The organism is Neobacillus vireti, from assembly GCF_036962345.1.
Lineage (GTDB): Bacteria > Bacillota > Bacilli > Bacillales > Cytobacillaceae > Neobacillus > Neobacillus vireti_A.
This window is the reverse complement of sequence record NZ_JBALNB010000016.1, coordinates 45,194-62,419: the sequence shown is the minus strand read 5'-3', so window position 1 is coordinate 62,419 and position 17,226 is coordinate 45,194. Positions and strand designations below refer to the sequence as shown.

Below are 17,226 nucleotides of genomic sequence, written 5' to 3'. Positions count from 1 at the left end.
TTTTAACGTGGAAGTAATTATTTTGCACTTTAGAATCTAGTTTGTAAGCTCTTTTCTTAACAAATTTAATCTATTTTCTACGCAAATTAACATAATCAACCAATAAATTTTGTTCAAAAAAGCAACAAAGATTAAGAAAAGAGCCATTACAAATGCTTGAGAGCTGGAAGAACAAGCCAGCTCTCTTTTTAGAAGGGTTTTTTTAAGGAAATATCAGTAGATTCCGGGTAATGGGAGGAATAGTCAAATGAAGATCGAAACAGGTCAAAAACTATTATTTGTTGGTGACTCTATCACCGATTGCGACAGGGCCAAACCAGAGGGTGAGGGATTATTTGGTGCTCTCGGAAATGGCTATGTTTCTTATGTCAATGCCCTTTTGACAGCGGTTTATCCTGAATTAGGGATTCGAGTGGTTAATAAGGGAATCAGCGGGAACACCGTTCGCGATTTAAAAAACAGGTGGCAAGATGATGTAGTGAACCAGAAACCTGATTGGTTAGCCATTATGATTGGTATAAATGATGTTTGGCGCCAGTATGACGTACCGTTTATCAAGGAGAAGCATGTTTATATAGATGAATATGAGGATACGCTGCGGAAACTCGTGACAGAAACGAAGCCTTTCGTAAAGGGCCTTGTCCTCATGACCCCGTTTTATTTAGAAAACAATGAACAGGATCCAATGAGGCAGACAGTGGATCAGTACGGACAAGTGGTCCGAAAAATAGCAATAGAGAATGATAGTTTGTTCGTGGATACACAAGCAGCCTCTAAAGAGGTATTAAAGAGTCTATATCCGGCAGCATTGGCATGGGACCGTGTTCACCCATCCGCTGCGGGTCATATCGTACTGGCAAGAGCCTTCTTAAAGGAAATCGGTTTTAATTGGGACCGGTCGAAACTAGAGTAAAGGAGTACATCGACATGAACCAGAAAACACTTTTTAATGATGGATGGGAATTTGCCAAAAGCAGCTTAGAAACAACAGATATTGAAACGTTGAAATTTGAACCTGTCGATCTTCCCCATGATTGGCTTATCTATAATACCTTGGACCTTTATGAAAACAGTATCGGCTGGTATCGTAAATCATTTACCTACAGAAAAGTGGAGGACCAGGTCCTCCTATGCTTTGACGGCGTTTATATGGATTCTTCTCTCTATGTGAATCAGCAATTTATCGGAGAATGGAAAAACGGTTATTCCTCATTTGAACACGAGATCACAGAGAAGCTCAGGGAAGGGGAAAATGAACTCCTAGTGAAGGTCGTACACCAGAGCCCTAATAGCCGGTGGTATTCAGGTGCTGGTATTTATCGTAACGTTTGGCTAAAGACGAGGGCAAAGACCCATATTGTATCGAATGGAATCTACATTACCACGAAACAGAAGGAGGATGGTTGGGAGGTTGAAATCGAAACCAACTTGAACATTGAGAGTGATATACGGCTGTACCATTCGATTTCATATCAAGGTCAAGAAATTGCAGCTGCTTCAGAAATGGTCGTGGCAGGCGTTGATGCTAGTAAGCAGAACACACAAAGGCTAATGGTCAAAAATCCAGATGCTTGGAGCCCGGATGAACCGAACCTTTATCAGCTTACAACCCAATTACAGCTGGCTGAGAACAATAAGGAAATTGAATCCATATCCCAAAATATTGGATTCCGAACAATTAATCTTGATCCACAGCGGGGTTTTTTCCTCAATGGGAAAAGGATGAAATTAAATGGCGTTTGTGAACATCATGATTTAGGAGCCTTAGGAGCTGCTTTCAATAAAACAGCCCTAAAAAGAAGGTTTATTATATTGAAAGAAATGGGCGTAAACGCCATCCGGACCGCTCATAATATGCCAGCAAAAGAACTGATGGATTTAGCTGACGAGATGGGAATGCTGGTTGTTTCTGAAGCCTTCGATATGTGGGAAAGGTCAAAAACTCCTTATGATTACGCAAGGTTTTTTAAGGAATGGGCTCCATTAGATGTGAAAAGCTGGGTAATGCGGGATCGGAATCATCCTAGTTTGCTGATGTGGAGCATTGGAAATGAAATTTATGATACCCACGCAGATGAAAGAGGGCAGGAAATAACAAAAATGCTTTTGGATGAGGTGCGAAGGTATGATCCAAAGGAAAATGCAAGTGTGACCATCGGCTCCAATTATATGCCGTGGGAAAATGCCCAAAAATGTGCGGATATCGTTAAGGTTGCGGGTTATAACTACGCAGAAAAATATTATCAAAAACATCATGAAGGACACCCAGATTGGATCATCTATGGAAGTGAAACTGCTTCGGTTGTACAAAGCAGAGGAATCTATCACTTCCCATTTGAAAGATCGATACTGGCAGACGATGACGAGCAATGCTCTGCACTTGGAAATAGTTCAACAAGCTGGGGGGCAAAGTCGGCAGAAGCTTGTATTATAGCAGATCGGGACACACCTTTCTCGCTCGGACAATTTATTTGGACAGGATTTGACTATATTGGTGAACCAACGCCATATCATACTAAGAATTCCTACCTAGGACAAGTTGATACGGCTACCTTTAAAAAGGATTCCTATTACATTTATCAAGCGGAATGGACAGATTACAAGAAGAGCCCAATGGTGCACATTTTCCCTTATTGGGAATTTAATAAGGGCCAAACCATTGATGTAAGGGTATGTTCGAATGCACCTAAAATTGAGCTGCAATTCAATGGTGTCACCGTTGGTACCCATGATATTGACCATAAACAGGGGAAAGAACTAGTCGGATGGTGGAAGCTTCCTTATCAAGAGGGTGAATTAAAGGCCATTGCCTATGATGAAACAGGAAAAGTAATTGCAACAGAAGTAAAAAGATCCTTTGGGGATGCAAAGAAGATATGTCTGCAAGCAGATAAACAGGAACTGATTGCAGATGGAACAGATTTAATTTTTGTCGAAATTAGTATGGAAGATGAAAAGGGCAATCCTGTGGAGAATGCCACTAACCGTGTGAATGTTAATGTTACGGGCGCAGGTCGTTTGCTTGGTCTAGATAATGGGGACAGTACAGACTATGATCAGTATAAAGGGACAAGCAGAAGATTGTTCAGCGGAAAACTAATGGCTATTATAGGATCTAAATTAGAACCTGGAAAGATTCAGATGGAGGTATCCTCTAACGGAATTGAAACTCAAGTGATAGAATTCGAGTCTCTTCCAATAAATGATGCAGCCTTAAAAGGAGTCTCTGCGAATATGTGCAATCGTGACGTACCGGTTGTGATGGGAAGCAGAGAAGAAATACCGGTTCGTAAAATTGAAATTATTAGTGAATCAGGACAATTGTTTGATGAATCAAGGAAAGAGATGGTTGTCCGGGCAAAACTGCACCCAGTGGACGCTTCTTACCAAGAAGTCGAATGGAGTGTTGTGAATGAAGCTGGTATTGTTTCAAATATTGCCAGGGTAGAGGCATTCGGTCATGAGGCGAAAATTACCGCTTTAGGTGATGGAGAATTCAGAGTCCGTTGTACGAGCAAGAATGGCACCGATAAAACGAAACTTATATCCCAGCTGGAATTCATCACAGAGGGCCTTGGACTTGCTTATAAAGATCCATATAGATTTATCTCAGCAGGATTATATGATTTTAGTAAAGGGGAATTAGGAAACGGAAATGAACGAGGAGTGGCAACTAGCCGAGATGGCGAAACACAAGTAGGTTTTCGTGACATCGACTTTGGACCTTATGGCTCTGATACCATCACGATTCCAATATTCGCTTTGTCAAGTGAGGAATATTCCATGCAAATATGGGAGGGAATGCCTGATGAGGATGGAAGTGAATTAGTAGCGGACGTCATCTATCAAAAGGAATCCAAGTGGAATGTGTACCAAGAAGAAACCTATCGATTGTCAAAAAGACTCCACGGCATTACTTCTATTTGCCTTGTCCTTCAGAAGAAAGTGCATATCAAAGGATTTTCGTTTGAAAGGCAGAATCGTGCATTTAAACAAAATGCTGCTGCCGAATGTGACACCATCTATGGGGATACCTTTGCCTTGAAAGGACAAGCTGTGGAAGGAATAGGAAATAATGTTTCACTCGTGTTTGAGCAGTTTGATTTTACAAGTGAAGGTGTAAGGAAACTGGTTATTTACGGCAAATCGCCAATTGATAAAAATACCATCCATATCCACTTTGCCAATCAGGAAGGGGAAAGCAATCAACTAGTTGAATTCACCAATTCCGAAGAATACGAAGAGCGAGTATTTGAATTAGACAAAATAACGGGAGTACAAAAGGTCACCTTTATATTCCTGCCAGGTTCGAATTTTGACTTTGGCTGGTTCCGTTTTGAAAGGTAAAGGATATGAAATAAATGCGCAGGGAGCTGTTAATATGAACTATCGTGAACTAGGGAATACAGGAATAAAAATCAGCGAGGTAAGTTTTGGCACTTGGGCCATTGGTGGTTCCTGGGGCAAAACGAGTGACGCAGAAGCGTTGCGGTCTTTAGAATATGCAATGGACCAAGGTGTTAACTTTTTTGATACGGCGGATGTTTATGGTGACGGTCATAGCGAGGAGTTATTAGCGAAGGCGACAAAGAGCAAGGAAGATCAAGTTTATATCGCGACCAAATTCTGTCGCCAAGGTGATATTTTTGATCCTCAAAATTACAGCTATGAAAGTGTAAGCCGATATGCTGATGACAGCCTCCGCCGCTTGAACAGGGAAGCAATTGATCTTTTTCAAATTCATTGCCCGGCAACGGAGATATTGAAAGATGGAAGTGTCTTTGACGTACTGGATACTCTTAAGAAAGAAGGCAAAATCCGTCACTACGGTGTCAGTGTCGAAACCGTTGAGGAAGGGCTTATTTGTTTGCAACATCAGAATGTAAAGAGCCTGCAGATCATATTTAATATGTTCCGTCAAAAACCATTAGAAAAATTAATCCCTGAGGCTTATCAAAAAGGAGTAGGTCTGCTAGTCCGATTACCTTTAGCCAGCGGGCTCCTAACAGGTAAATTTACAGCTGATCATGTTTTTGAAACTGATGACCATCGCAGCTTTAATGAAAATGGGGAGGCCTTTAATGTAGGGGAAACCTTTGCCGGTCTAGGATTCCGAAAGGGTGTTGAATTAGCTGGCGATTTAAAGTGGATCGCAGAAGGCCGTAAATCAATGGCGAGTGCAGCACTGCGCTGGATACTAGACCAAAAAGAAATTACTTGTATCATTCCTGGGTTTAAAAATGTAAATCAAGTAATGGACAACCTCACAGCTCTAGATACAAAGCCATTTTCACTGGAAGAACAGAAAGAGATTCAACGTTTCTATCAGGAAAAAGTAAGGGATTTTGTAAGAGGTCCATATTAATTAAAGCCATTTAGAGAACTATTCGATTTAGCATAAACAAAAGGAAGCACAACTAAGGGGTTGTGCTTCCTTTTGTTATCTGTCTTTTTGTTAAGTCAACTGTTTCTTTTTGTCTACTTTATTAAAAGCAAGATAGCCTGATGCCATTATTATGGCTGCTGAAATACTCCCCCCGAAGAAAAAGCCTAAACCTGGAACGAATTTCACCACAAAGAACATGGCAGCCATCCCAGAAAGCATTACTAGATTTTCAAGAGGGTTAATGAGCATCATTAAAAATGAATTTTTAACTATCTGTATCAGTTTTAACTCATAATGAACATATACCGGAATCAGGTATAACATTGTCATAACTACTGCAAATATAAACATGTAAAGAGGGATTTGGATGACACTCATAAAATCGTTTCCTAAATTCTTCATGAAAACTAAATCAAGAATAATAAGTCCGCTTACAAATGCAACAAGTAATCCTAGTCCATTGCTGCGAAGAAACTCAGATTTATAGGTTTTCCAAAATGTCCGAAAGATTGGAATATCTCCTTCCCCCAACATCCATTTACGAATGATTGTGAACAACGAAATCGTAGCAGGGAAAAATCCAAGTATCACTAGACCAAGTAATGTAAAACCAATCCATAATAAATTAATATAAGCAAACTTGGCAATCCATTCAGTGGCAGAATTAACTCGATTTGCCGTTTTTGTTCCATTCACTCTAATCCCTCCAACATCAGCCTTTGACTGAACCCGCTGCCATTCCCTCAACAATCTTGTTACTTAAGAATAAGAAGGTTAGTAGAATTGGTACAATACTGATAACAAGAGTTGCCCCAATGGCACCCCAGTCTGTTAAATATTGTCCTACGAAGTTGTTAATCCCGACAGTTAATGTTTTCCACTTATCAGAGCTAATGAATGTGTTTACAAAGACGAACTCATTCCAGTTGTAAATCATGTTAATGATCGCAGTGGTTGATAGTACAGGCACGGTCATTGGCAGGGTAATTTGGAAGAAGATTCGGTGCACCGAGCATCCATCCATAACTGCAGCTTCCTCAATTTCACGTGGGAACGTTCTATAAAAACCAAGCAGGATCATAATCGTTAATGGTAAGTTAAAGGTTGTGTACGACAATACAATCGATACTGGACTATCAATTAAATTCACGTTGTTATACATGTTAAACAAAGGAATGATTGTTGAATGCAGCGGTATCATGTAGGCGATTAAAAACAATCCAAGTACTAGACCACTTAGTTTCCACTGCATCCGTGTTACAGCGAACGTTACCAAACTAGCAAGAATGGTGGTAAGGACGACTGATAATATCGTAATCCAGACACTATTGAAAAAGTATAATCCAATATTCCCTGAAGTCCATGCTCTTGTATAGTTCTCCCAATGTGGATTTTGCGGTAAAGAGAAGGGAGACATTCCGAATACTTCTTGATTGTTTTTCAGTGAAAAGAAAACCAGCCATATCAATGGGTAGATCTGAATAATAGCAAATAACCCTAATATTAGATAAAGAAATCCAAATCCAATTTTGTTCAAGTAAGATTTCTTTATAGTTTCGGGTTCGGAAAGGTTTGTTGTTACTGGTTGTGTACTCACCTTACTCATAATGTTTCACTCCCCCTTAAAATTGAACATCATCATTAGATTTCGTTAGTTTCGAAGTTAACCAAGTCATGACTAGACAGATTACTAATAGTCCAAAACCGATTGCACTACCGTATCCAAAGTTGTTTAATTTAAATGCTTCCTTGTACATATATGAGGCCATTACTTCACTTGCTCCGTTAGGCCCTCCGCCAGTCATTACATAAATCAGGTCAAAATATTTCAAGGATCCAACTACTGCTAGCATAACCGTTACTTTAAATACGCCAGAAATGAGTGGTAATTTAATTCTAAAAGCGATTTGTAATGCGTTAGCACCATCAATTTTCGCTGCCTCGATCACTTCATCAGGTACGTTTTTTAATGCTGCGTAATAAATAAGAATATAAAACCCTGCATACTGCCAGATAACTGGGATGAAAATGGAATAAAGGGCAATTTTTGGATCCGCCAACCATAATGGTGTATTTTCCACGCCAAAGATTTCAAGTAATCTGTTGGCCATTCCGTTATTTGGGTCAAAAATCTTCATCCAAAGCTGGGCAATCGCAACAGATGATAAGAGCATAGGAATTAAATAAATCTTACGTAGTAAATCCGAGCCTTTAATTTTGCTGGCTAGAACAAGTGAAATCCCTAAGTATAGCAGTAAACTAGCTGCGGAGAAAATGGCTAATTGAAATGAATGCCAGGTACTTGTCCAGAAAACTTTATCCTGAACTAGGGTGACATAATTTTCTAACCCAATAAACTTCATCTCTCCAATTCCGTCCCAATCCATGAGACCGTAATAACCTGATAATGTAATAGGAATATAGATAAGGACTAAAATGAGAAGTAAAGCCGGGAGAGTATAAAGGGTGATAACGAATTTATTCGACATAACATTTTTCATGTTGGTTCGTCCCCTACCTTTCTATAAGGCTGTTTTTCGTAAAGATTGTTGTTAAAATCTTAAAGCCGATTTTAACGTGGAAATAGCTATTTTGTGCTTCAGAATTTAGTTTGCAGGCTCTTTTCTTAAATTTTGTTCCAAAAGGCAACAAAGTTTAAGAAAAGAGCCTCTATAAAGAAGAGGACATATTTTTTAACTATATGCCCTCTTTTAAAGAAATGATTATTTCTCAGAAGCAAGAGCTTCTTCTTGTGCTTTTGTAAACTGTTTAGGTGTCGATTGTCCGCCAAATAATGCTTGAATCTGATTTAAGTGCACATCAGCAACGCCGGCAGACATTTGAACATCCGCATACAGTGTAATATTAGTAGCATTTCCTAAATCATTAAGAATGTCGATGTACATTTGGGCAAGATCGCTATTGGATGTATCAACAGTTGTTGCTGGAATAACACCAGCTTCAACGACGGAACGCTTGCCCCATTCTTCAACTAAGTAAGAAACAAATTGTTTCGCTTCATCTTTTACTTTAGATTGTTCAGATACGAATAAAGCAACTCCAGGTCCCCCTACAAAGCTATCAATGTTGCCTTTTCCGCCTTCATAAGTAGGAAACTTGAAATAACCAACCTTGTCTTTAAATTTCTGGTCAACATCTGGGCTGGTGGTATAGTTTGGTAATTCCCAAGTACCCATAATGTACATGGCAGCCTGCTCGTTCATAAAGTAACCTTTTGCTTCATCATTTGAAAGTCCGTTAAATCCTTTAACAAAGGCACCCATATCAACAAGTTTTGAGATTTCTTCAGCTGCTTTAACTAGAGCTGGGTCTTCAAAACTGCCGGTACGATTGATTGCATTCGTTAATGTTTCAGGACCACCGATACGGTCTGCAAGGTACATATACCACATAGAGCCCGTCCAGCGGTCTTTGTTTCCAACTGTGATTGGAGTAACATCGTTATCAGCAAGTGTTTTAACAACTTTTAAAAACTCATCATATGTTTTTGGAACTTCTAATTTATACTTTTTGAAAATTTCTTTGTTGTAATACACTGGAGCAATGTTTAATTCAAGCGGCAAAGCGTATGGCTTTTGATCAACTGAAAATGCATCAAGTGTACCAGCAACGAATTTATCCTCTTGGGCAATATCATCTAATGGTGTAAACATATTTCCTTCAACGAAAGGTTTCATATAACCAGCAGCCCAAGTAATCCCAATGTCCGGAAGCTCATTTGAAGCAGATAATACCTTGATTTTTTCTTTGTATTGTTCATTTGCTAGTATTTCTGTTTGAATATCGATATCGGGATGTTCTTTTTCGTACGTTTTGATAATGTCATCTACAATTGTATACTGAGCTTTTGCACTTCCTTCAGGCCATAAATGCATCATTTTAACAACTGTTTTATCACCGCTTGATTTACCTGAATTTTCAGATGTACTTGATGATGAACAGCCTCCTAAAACTAGCCCGCCTAGTAATGTCAAAGACATTATAGTAGTAAACGCTTTCCTTTTTAGCATCTTAAACCCCCCCTGGATATGTTTCATTTAGTTATACTTAACAATTAAAGTCTATCATTGAAGGAATAATCAAAAAAGGGAACTAAGATTAGGAAAAATACCATCTTTTTTAGAAAACGCTATCATCGTTTGTTTTTCGATAGGTACTTGGAGTTATACCTTCTATTTCTTTGAAGATTTTAATAAAGTATTTAGATGTTTTATAGCCGACTTCTTCAGCAATTTCATTTATTGGCAGATTGGTTGAAACCACTAATTCTTTTGCACGCTGGATTCTTCGCCTTGTGACATATTCACTAAAATTTAAGTTTGCTTGCTCCTTAAACAACACGCTAAAATAGCTTGGATTTAAATGAACATGAGACGCTACGTCCTTTAGGGTCAATTCATCCTTTAGATGCTGATCAATATAGGTAATAGCTTTGCGGATAGGATCTTTTGCTGAATCCATTTTGTTGTTAGTATTTACTATTTTTTCATCCACTACTTTTTCAATCACTCCTGCTCTTACTTGTTTCTGCATAACCGTGATAGCTTCTTCAACAGCTTCAATCAGCTTCTTTTTGTCGATGGGCTTTAGGAGATAATTGACTACACCGAGTCTTAACGCTTCCTGTGCATATTTAAACTCGGAGTAGGCCGAAATAACAATCACCACAGGTGAGAATCCTCTTTCTTTCATATTTTTTAACAGTTGTAAACCACTCATCTCAGGCATGCGAATATCAGAAAGCAATATATGAATCTTGTTTTTCTCTGCAATCCGCATGACTTCCATGCCACTTTCAGCGGTGAGAATAGTAAATTCACCATTATTCCAGCTTTCCAGCGTTCTCTGCAGGCCATGCCGAGTTCTTGGTTCATCATCAACTATTAAGATATTTTTAGTAATCATTTTATTTATTCTCCTCCATCAATTGGTAGTTCAAATGAAATGCGTGTGCCGACGTTTACTTGGCTCTCAATCAAAAGGTCTGGATGTATGGCTTCTTTGTAATACAATTTTAAGCGTTTGAAAACATTAGAAATGGCCATCCCTTTTCCATTCACTGAGGATGTTCCACCCGTCTCCATTGATTGAATAATCCACCCAAGACGCTCTTTATCCATACCGGGACCATCATCTTGAATAGAGATACATATCCGTTCTTTGCCATCTCGCTTTACGGGTTCAACAGTTATAGAAACTAGACAATTTCCGATCTTGTTTCCTGCTCCATGTAAGATTGCGTTTTCTACCAGAGGCTGAATAATCAGTTTTGGAATTTTTATAAACTCATATTCGAATGGTACCGAGACCTTCCATTTTAATCTGTCACCAAAACGCATTTTCATAATTTCCATGTAGTCGCCAATATGATTAATTTCATCTTTTAAAAATACCCAATCATCATCGGTTTCTTTTGTGATGGTATAACGAAATAAGTTGGACATGGCTAAGACAAGTTCAGACAATTCTTCTTCATTTTTCTCTTCAAGTGACCAATGAAGCGCATCCAATGTATTGAAAAGAAAATGTGGATTAATCTGCGCTTGAAGGGCCTTCAATTCACTGCGGCTTCGTAAAAGCTCCTTTTGATAAACCATTTGGATTAAATGATTGGTTTCTTTAACGAGCTGATTATAGGTGCTGTTTAATTCGTTAATTTCATTTACGGAAGAAACACGTGGATTCAGTGTTAATGAACCTTCGCCCGCATGCTGCATGGTTTTCGTTAATCTTAGAATCGGTCGTGTAATGATTGTTGAAAGGAAGAAGGCGCTAATGGTAAAAATAAATACGCCAACAACTCCAGATAAGATAATGCCTGTCCGAATCTTTGACATTCCTTCTGTTAGTTCACTTACAGGGGTTAAAATAAGCACGGTCCAACCTGTGAGTTTGGATGTATGCTTGGTCATCATATACTCTCTTTGATCTAGTTGAATAATGTTTTCATCACTTTCAAGAATGCTTGTAATGTCTCCATTATAATTTTGAATAATGGGCTTTTTATCCTGATCTAACAGGATAGAGTACTGATTATTTTCATTTATTTCATTTGCAAATGTAAAATGATTACGATTTATACTAATTAAAAGATAACCGCCATTCTTATATTGTCTTTCTATTAAATTTACACTACGAATTGCAAGAAAGTGGTTTTTATCCATTGGATCCTCACCAATCCAAACGAGTCCACCCTTTGTGCGATTTGCCTCATTAATCCACTTTTTATCGATTTTGTTCAATAAAGAGTCTTCATCAAGGGGGAGTACACGCTGTTGTTTTCCAGCAAAGAGTTGAACTGAAAAGATTCCATCTGTATTACCCATAACTCTGTTAATATGTCCCATTAATTGTTGACGATCACTAAAGGTTACTTTTTTTCCCTGATGGACATCTGTTAAAATACGCTGGACTTTTTCATCCGTTGTCACAAGCTTTGAGGACATGTTAATTAGTTCGTAAAGTGATTCTATTCGACCGTTTGCTTCAATGGCCACTTGTTGAATTTGTATTTCAGCATTATTTTTCAATAATGATGAAACTTGTCTCAATGTGAGAAGACTGACAATCATTAGAACAAGTATCATAAAAAACAAGAAAATAAACAAAATTTGATTCCGTAAAGTATTCCACTTTTTAAGTAAATTAAGCATTGATTGCTCGCCTTTCTTTTGTAAAATAATATCTTATTATATTATAATACCTTGTTTTATGTAATCGTTGTCTTTTTAAAGTTATGTAGCAATTGTGAGAATGTATTTTTTAGACAACTTTCACAACACTAAGCTGTCGAATATCAATGTAACAAGGACAAATACCTGTTATAATATAGAGAAGAAGATTGAAAATTGTTTTGAAGGGGTTGGTAGAGATGAAACTTATCATCGCTGTTGTCCAGGATCAGGATAGCAACAGATTATCAAAAGCACTGGTTGATAATAATTTTAGAGCAACAAAGCTGGCAACTACAGGCGGCTTTTTGAAATCCGGCAATACCACCTTTATGATTGGCACTGAGGATATTCGTGTTGATCGTGCACTGCAGATTATAAAAGAAAACTGTAAATCGCGTGACCAATTAGTGGCACCTGTTTCACCGATGGGTGGGAATGCGGACTCTTTTGTCCCTTATCCTGTTGAAGTTGAGGTTGGCGGTGCAACAGTTTTCGTCCTCCCAATCGAACAATATATGCATTTTTAATCTATATTAATGGTAAGTGAGTGATGAACTTTGGTAAAAACATGGGATCAACTAGAGGAGCTGCAGCCAACCGTCTTAAAAATGTTAAAAAATAGTTTGTTGAAGGGTCGTGTGGCCCATGCCTATTTACTTGAGGGAATCAGAGGGACTGGGAAGAAAGAAATTGCTTTATTAATCACAAAGGCTCTATTTTGCAATTCGGTGTTAGAAGGATATAAACCTTGCGAGTCCTGTAATAATTGTCGAAGAATTAATAGCGGTAATCACCCCGATGTCCATAAAGTAGAGCCCGATGGGTTATCGATAAAAAAACAACAAATTCAAGACCTCCAAGAGGAGTTTTCAAAAAAAGGTGTAGAGTCGTCAAGAAAGGTGTATATGATTAGCGATGCCGACAAGATGAGTGTGAGTGCGGCAAATAGTTTGCTTAAGTTTCTTGAGGAACCTAACTCACAAACAACAGCCTTTCTTTTGACCGAGCAGCCTCAACAGCTATTACCAACCATTCTTTCACGCTGCCAAGTATTGTCATTTAAACCATTATCTCCACAGGCGATGATCCAGCAGTTGACCGAAAACGGCGTCAATCCTATGAAAGCGCCATTATTGGCACAGCTGACGAATAGCTTTGATGAAGCTTATGAGCTAAATGGTGATGATTGGTTTGCACAAGCTCAAAAGATAGTGGTAAAATTATATGAGGTGCTGAAAAAAGGTCCTTTAGAAGCAATGGTAACTCTTCAAGGGGATTGGTTCTTACACTTTAAAGAGAAAGAACAGATTAATCGTGGTTTAGATCTTTTACTTCTTATTTTTAAGGATTTATTATATATACAATTAGATAAACAGGAGCAAATCGTCTTTAAAGCTGAAGGTGACCGGTTAAGACAATATGCTCTTGAAACATCCGGACGGCGGTTGTCGGATCAAATGTCGGTTATTCTCGAGGCAAAAAGGAAGCTTGCGGCGAATATGAACCCGCAGCTAATGATGGAAGAGCTTGTGTTAAAGTTGCAGGAGGGATCTTCATTTGTATGATGTTGTAGGAGTACGCTTTAAAAAAGCGGGAAAAATCTATTATTTTGATCCTGGAGACCTCTCAATTGAAAAGGATGACTTTGTGATTGTCGAAACTGTACGCGGAGTGGAATACGGTAAGGCTGTCGTTCCCCGTAAACAAGTTGAGGAGCATGATGTTGTTCTGCCATTAAAAAAGGTAGTGAGAATCGCAGATCATAAGGATCGAATGATCGTTGAAGAAAATAAACAAGCTGCCCAGGAAGCATATGATGTTTGTAATGAAAAAGTAAATGGACATCAACTAGATATGAAACTAGTTGATGTTGAATATACATTTGACCGAAATAAAGTGATCTTCTATTTTACTGCTGACGGAAGAGTTGATTTTCGTGAGTTAGTAAAAGATTTAGCGTCAATTTTTCGGACAAGAATTGAATTGCGCCAAATCGGTGTCCGGGACGAAGCAAAAATGCTTGGAGGAATTGGTCCTTGTGGAAGAATGCTTTGCTGCTCCACTTTTCTAGGTGACTTTGATCCTGTGTCTATTAAGATGGCGAAGGACCAAAATCTCTCTTTAAATCCTACAAAGATATCCGGTTTATGCGGCAGACTTATGTGCTGTTTAAAATATGAAAATGATGAGTATGAAGCGGCAAAGGAACAACTGCCTGATTTAGGAGAAATGATTGAAACTCCTCAAGGTCGAGGAAAAGTGGTTGGATTAAATTTATTAGAGCGGGTACTTCAGGTGGAACTAAAGGAACAGGATCGAGTTCTGGAGTATACATTGGATGAAATCATTAAAGAAGGTGCCTTTTCTATACAATCCACAGATTAAGAGGTGTGTGACGTGGATAAAAAAGAGATATTTGAATCAGTAAGCAATATGGAGACACAAATTGGCCATCTTTACCAACAACTCGGGGAATTAAAACAGCATTTAGCCGAAATACTAGAAGAAAACCATTATTTAAAGCTTGAAAATGAACATCTAAGACGCCGTTTAGATGTGACCACGGAAAAGGTAAAGAAAGATGAGAAGGTTAAAAAAGGGACAACCTCTCGTGTAACTGGCGGGGATCAGACATTAGATGTCGGAGAGGGCTATGATAATCTTGCTCGTCTATATCAAGAAGGTTTCCATATTTGCAACCTTCATTTTGGAAGTTTACGTAAGGAAGGCGATTGCTTATTTTGCCTCTCCTTTCTTAATAAGAAATAACTTAAAGAGGTTGACTTCGGTCAGCCTCCATTTTTTTACATAGGCTGTTTTCATAATGATTGTTGTTAAAATCCTAAAGCCGATTTTAACGTGGAAATAGCTATTTTGCGTTTTAGAATTTAGTTTGCAGGCTCTTTTCTTATTAAATAATGCTATTTTCTGCGGAAACTTAGGACAATTATTAAAAATTGTTCCAGAAAGCAATAAAGTTTAAGAAATGAGCCTTACATATTAGTTAGAGGTGTAGTTATGGTTATGTTAAAGGGTGATGAGCGGCTTGATTATTTACTTGCTGAGAATTTAAGAATTATCCAAAGTCCGTCTGTTTTTGCTTTCTCACTTGATGCGGTGTTACTGGCTCGATTTGCTTATGTACCCATTCAAAAAGGGAACATCGTCGATCTCTGCAGTGGGAATGGGGTTATTCCTTTATTCTTAAGTGCCCGGACGAAGGGGAAGATTACAGGGGTCGAGATACAGGAGCGGCTATATGATATGGCGGTAAGAAGTATTCACTACAACAATCTTCAGGACCGCCTCCAAATGATTCATGGAGATATTAAGGAAATTCCAAAACAGCTGGGACATGGAAAATTTGATGTCGTTACTTGTAATCCTCCTTATTTTCCTACACCTTCAAAAGATGGAATGAACCCGAATGAACACCTGGCTATTGCCCGCCATGAGATACTATGTACGCTTGATGATGCAGTGAAAGCATCAAGTCAATTGGTGAGGCAGGGCGGAAAGGCAGCCTTCGTCCATCGGCCGGGAAGGTTAATGGACATCATAACTGCTATGAGAAAATATCGTCTCGAACCTAAGCGTATTCAGTTCGTGTATCCAAAGCAGGGGAAAGAAGCAAATACCTTGCTAATTGAGGCAATTAAAGATGGCAGTCCCGATTTGAAAATACTTCCTCCTTTGTTTGTCTATAATGAAGAGGGTGAATACACACAAGAAATTAGAACAATTTTATATGGAGAATAGGGTGGTTAGGATGTGGCAGCAAAAAAGCTTTGAGAATGAGGCGGAAAAAGGAATACTTTATCTTGTTCCAACTCCAATTGGCAATCTTGAGGATATGAGTTTTCGGGCTGTACGGATTCTAAAAGAAGCTGATTTAATTGCAGCCGAAGATACTAGAAATACAAAAAAATTATGTAATTACTTTGAAATTCAAACGCCTGTTGTCAGCTATCATGAACATAATAAGGAATCAAGCGGAGGAAAACTCATCCATAAGATTAAGGAAGGCATGAAAATTGCTTTAGTAAGTGATGCCGGTATGCCAGCTATCTCAGACCCAGGATACGAACTTGTTGAGGCTGCAATAGCTGAGAAGGCTGCCGTTGTTCCGTTACCAGGTGCAAACGCCGCTCTTCCAGCCTTGGTTGCCTCAGGGCTTTCCTGTCAGCCCTTCTATTTTTATGGTTTCTTGAATCGAAGCAAAAAAGAAAAGAAATCAGAATTAGAAGGTTTAAAGAAACAAACTGGAACGCTTATTTTTTATGAATCACCACATCGGCTGAAAGAAACTTTATCAAGTATGGTTGAAATTTTTGGAAATCGACAGGCAGCGATTTGCAGGGAATTAACAAAGAAGTTTGAGGAATTTATAAGAGGAAGTCTAGAAGAAGTAGTAGAGTGGGCGAATCAGGGTGAAGTTCGCGGTGAATTTTGTTTGATCATTGAAGGTGCGGATGAAAGCAAATTAAAGGAAGAAGAAATAAGCTGGTGGGAAGCGATGACGGTTGAAGAGCATGTAAATCACTATATAAATGAAAAGGACATTCCATCAAAAGAAGCAATCAAACAAACAGCCAAGGATAGAGGAATAAATAAGCGCGAGGTGTATCACGCCTACCATATCCATCTTGAATAAGTCCAAAATAAAAAGCTTCTCCGTTTAGAGGAGAAGCTTTGTCATTACTATTTTACTAATTCAAATTGGTTTTGAATTTCTTTTACTAACTGTTCTGCACCTTCACGGCTAAGGATTAACTTACCGCCAGCAAGTGCCAAGTTTTCATCAGAAACTTCACCAGTTACTTGGCAAGTCATATTTGGCTTGTATTTCTTCAAGATAATACGCTCGTCATCCACGTAGATTTCAAGTGCATCCTTTTCAGCAATACCAAGTGTTCTTCTTAATTCGATTGGAATAACCACACGACCTAATTCGTCAACCTTACGGACAATACCTGTAGATTTCATTTTTTCTAGCTCCTCTCATGTTAAAACTATTAATTTATTTCTCTATCTTTTCGTCAATATTCGACATAATTTTTATAAACTAATAATACCAGCCATTCCATTTTCCGTCAATTGGTTTAGAGTAAAAACCAATTGGAAAATTTATCATTTTTTAAAATT

The 17,226-nt window shown here is 38.4% G+C and carries 16 protein-coding genes; 9 read left to right on the top strand and 7 right to left on the bottom strand.

Features of this window, described 5'->3' with window-relative positions; all coding sequences use genetic code 11:
• Positions 1-247 precede the first annotated feature (247 nt).
• From V7108_RS19640 to V7108_RS19630, 3 genes are read left to right on the top strand one after another with little or no spacing between them, the layout of a single operon-like run.
• Positions 248-913 carry an SGNH/GDSL hydrolase family protein gene (locus V7108_RS19640; protein ID WP_335511671.1) on the top strand — a complete coding sequence of 222 codons (666 nt, stop codon included), beginning with the start codon at positions 248-250 and terminating at the stop codon, positions 911-913.
• Positions 914-927: 14 nt separating this feature from the next.
• A complete protein-coding gene (locus tag V7108_RS19635; RefSeq protein WP_335511673.1) occupies positions 928-4,347 on the top strand; it encodes a glycoside hydrolase family 2 TIM barrel-domain containing protein in 3,420 nt (1,139 codons plus the stop codon).
• Positions 4,348-4,381: 34 nt separating this feature from the next.
• Complete coding sequence (locus V7108_RS19630) at positions 4,382-5,365, top strand: aldo/keto reductase (protein WP_335511675.1); 984 nt, start codon at positions 4,382-4,384, stop codon at positions 5,363-5,365.
• A gap of 90 nt (positions 5,366-5,455) precedes the next feature.
• Here the strand turns inward: V7108_RS19630 and V7108_RS19625 are convergent, their stop codons facing one another.
• The 6 genes from V7108_RS19625 to V7108_RS19600 form a co-directional block, all read right to left on the bottom strand.
• The gene (locus V7108_RS19625; protein WP_335511677.1) at positions 5,456-6,082 is read right to left on the bottom strand and encodes a YesL family protein; all 627 of its coding nucleotides are present in this window, start codon (positions 6,080-6,082) and stop codon (positions 5,456-5,458) included.
• A gap of 16 nt (positions 6,083-6,098) precedes the next feature.
• Positions 6,099-6,992 (bottom strand): carbohydrate ABC transporter permease, encoded by an 894-nt coding sequence (locus V7108_RS19620; protein ID WP_335511679.1) that lies wholly within the window; start codon positions 6,990-6,992, stop codon positions 6,099-6,101.
• A 16-nt stretch (positions 6,993-7,008) separates the two neighbouring features.
• Positions 7,009-7,887 carry a carbohydrate ABC transporter permease gene (locus tag V7108_RS19615; RefSeq protein WP_335511682.1) on the bottom strand — a complete coding sequence of 293 codons (879 nt, stop codon included), beginning with the start codon at positions 7,885-7,887 and terminating at the stop codon, positions 7,009-7,011.
• 222 nt (positions 7,888-8,109) lie between these two features.
• Complete coding sequence (locus V7108_RS19610; RefSeq protein WP_335511684.1) at positions 8,110-9,417, bottom strand: extracellular solute-binding protein; 1,308 nt, start codon at positions 9,415-9,417, stop codon at positions 8,110-8,112.
• Between the two features lie 109 nt (positions 9,418-9,526).
• Positions 9,527-10,312, bottom strand: a complete 786-nt coding sequence (locus V7108_RS19605; RefSeq protein WP_335511686.1) for a response regulator transcription factor — start codon at positions 10,310-10,312, stop codon at positions 9,527-9,529.
• 5 nt (positions 10,313-10,317) lie between these two features.
• The gene (locus V7108_RS19600; RefSeq protein ID WP_335511688.1) at positions 10,318-12,060 is read right to left on the bottom strand and encodes a sensor histidine kinase; all 1,743 of its coding nucleotides are present in this window, start codon (positions 12,058-12,060) and stop codon (positions 10,318-10,320) included.
• Positions 12,061-12,278: 218 nt separating this feature from the next.
• Between V7108_RS19600 and V7108_RS19595 the strand changes: the two genes are divergently transcribed.
• The 6 genes from V7108_RS19595 (at position 12,279) to rsmI (ending at position 16,735) form a co-directional block, all read left to right on the top strand.
• A complete protein-coding gene (locus V7108_RS19595; protein ID WP_132097048.1) occupies positions 12,279-12,608 on the top strand; it encodes a cyclic-di-AMP receptor in 330 nt (109 codons plus the stop codon).
• A gap of 30 nt (positions 12,609-12,638) precedes the next feature.
• On the top strand, positions 12,639-13,646 hold the full coding sequence (gene holB, locus V7108_RS19590) for a DNA polymerase III subunit delta' (RefSeq protein WP_335511691.1): 1,008 nt from the start codon (positions 12,639-12,641) through the stop codon (positions 13,644-13,646).
• Positions 13,639-14,466 (top strand): PSP1 domain-containing protein, encoded by an 828-nt coding sequence (locus V7108_RS19585; RefSeq protein ID WP_335511693.1) that lies wholly within the window; start codon positions 13,639-13,641, stop codon positions 14,464-14,466. The genes holB and V7108_RS19585 overlap by 8 nt, the downstream gene beginning before the upstream one ends.
• A 12-nt stretch (positions 14,467-14,478) precedes the next feature.
• Positions 14,479-14,850: a DNA replication initiation control protein YabA gene (gene yabA / locus V7108_RS19580; RefSeq protein WP_335511694.1), complete on the top strand. Its 372-nt coding sequence runs from the start codon at positions 14,479-14,481 to the stop codon at positions 14,848-14,850.
• A 249-nt stretch (positions 14,851-15,099) separates the two neighbouring features.
• Positions 15,100-15,840, top strand: coding sequence for a tRNA1(Val) (adenine(37)-N6)-methyltransferase (locus V7108_RS19575; RefSeq protein WP_335511696.1), 741 nt, complete (start codon positions 15,100-15,102; stop codon positions 15,838-15,840).
• Positions 15,841-15,850: 10 nt separating this feature from the next.
• The gene (gene rsmI / locus V7108_RS19570) at positions 15,851-16,735 is read left to right on the top strand and encodes a 16S rRNA (cytidine(1402)-2'-O)-methyltransferase (protein WP_335511699.1); all 885 of its coding nucleotides are present in this window, start codon (positions 15,851-15,853) and stop codon (positions 16,733-16,735) included.
• 47 nt (positions 16,736-16,782) lie between these two features.
• Here rsmI and V7108_RS19565 read toward each other — a convergent pair whose 3' ends face one another.
• Positions 16,783-17,067 carry an AbrB/MazE/SpoVT family DNA-binding domain-containing protein gene (locus V7108_RS19565; RefSeq protein ID WP_335511701.1) on the bottom strand — a complete coding sequence of 95 codons (285 nt, stop codon included), beginning with the start codon at positions 17,065-17,067 and terminating at the stop codon, positions 16,783-16,785.
• Positions 17,068-17,226: the final 159 nt, after the last annotated feature.

Coding starts and splice junctions, on each gene's coding strand:
- V7108_RS19630 (WP_335511675.1), top strand. CDS start 4,382: ATGAACTATCGTGAACTAGGGAATACAGGAATAAAAATCAGCGAGGTA.
- V7108_RS19575 (WP_335511696.1), top strand. CDS start 15,100: ATGGTTATGTTAAAGGGTGATGAGCGGCTTGATTATTTACTTGCTGAG.
- V7108_RS19610 (WP_335511684.1), bottom strand. CDS start 9,417: ATGCTAAAAAGGAAAGCGTTTACTACTATAATGTCTTTGACATTACTA.
- rsmI (WP_335511699.1), top strand. CDS start 15,851: ATGTGGCAGCAAAAAAGCTTTGAGAATGAGGCGGAAAAAGGAATACTT.
- V7108_RS19605 (WP_335511686.1), bottom strand. CDS start 10,312: ATGATTACTAAAAATATCTTAATAGTTGATGATGAACCAAGAACTCGG.
- V7108_RS19635 (WP_335511673.1), top strand. CDS start 928: ATGAACCAGAAAACACTTTTTAATGATGGATGGGAATTTGCCAAAAGC.
- V7108_RS19640 (WP_335511671.1), top strand. CDS start 248: ATGAAGATCGAAACAGGTCAAAAACTATTATTTGTTGGTGACTCTATC.
- V7108_RS19620 (WP_335511679.1), bottom strand. CDS start 6,992: ATGAGTAAGGTGAGTACACAACCAGTAACAACAAACCTTTCCGAACCC.
- V7108_RS19600 (WP_335511688.1), bottom strand. CDS start 12,060: ATGCTTAATTTACTTAAAAAGTGGAATACTTTACGGAATCAAATTTTG.
- V7108_RS19565 (WP_335511701.1), bottom strand. CDS start 17,067: ATGAAATCTACAGGTATTGTCCGTAAGGTTGACGAATTAGGTCGTGTG.
- V7108_RS19615 (WP_335511682.1), bottom strand. CDS start 7,887: ATGAAAAATGTTATGTCGAATAAATTCGTTATCACCCTTTATACTCTC.
- V7108_RS19595 (WP_132097048.1), top strand. CDS start 12,279: ATGAAACTTATCATCGCTGTTGTCCAGGATCAGGATAGCAACAGATTA.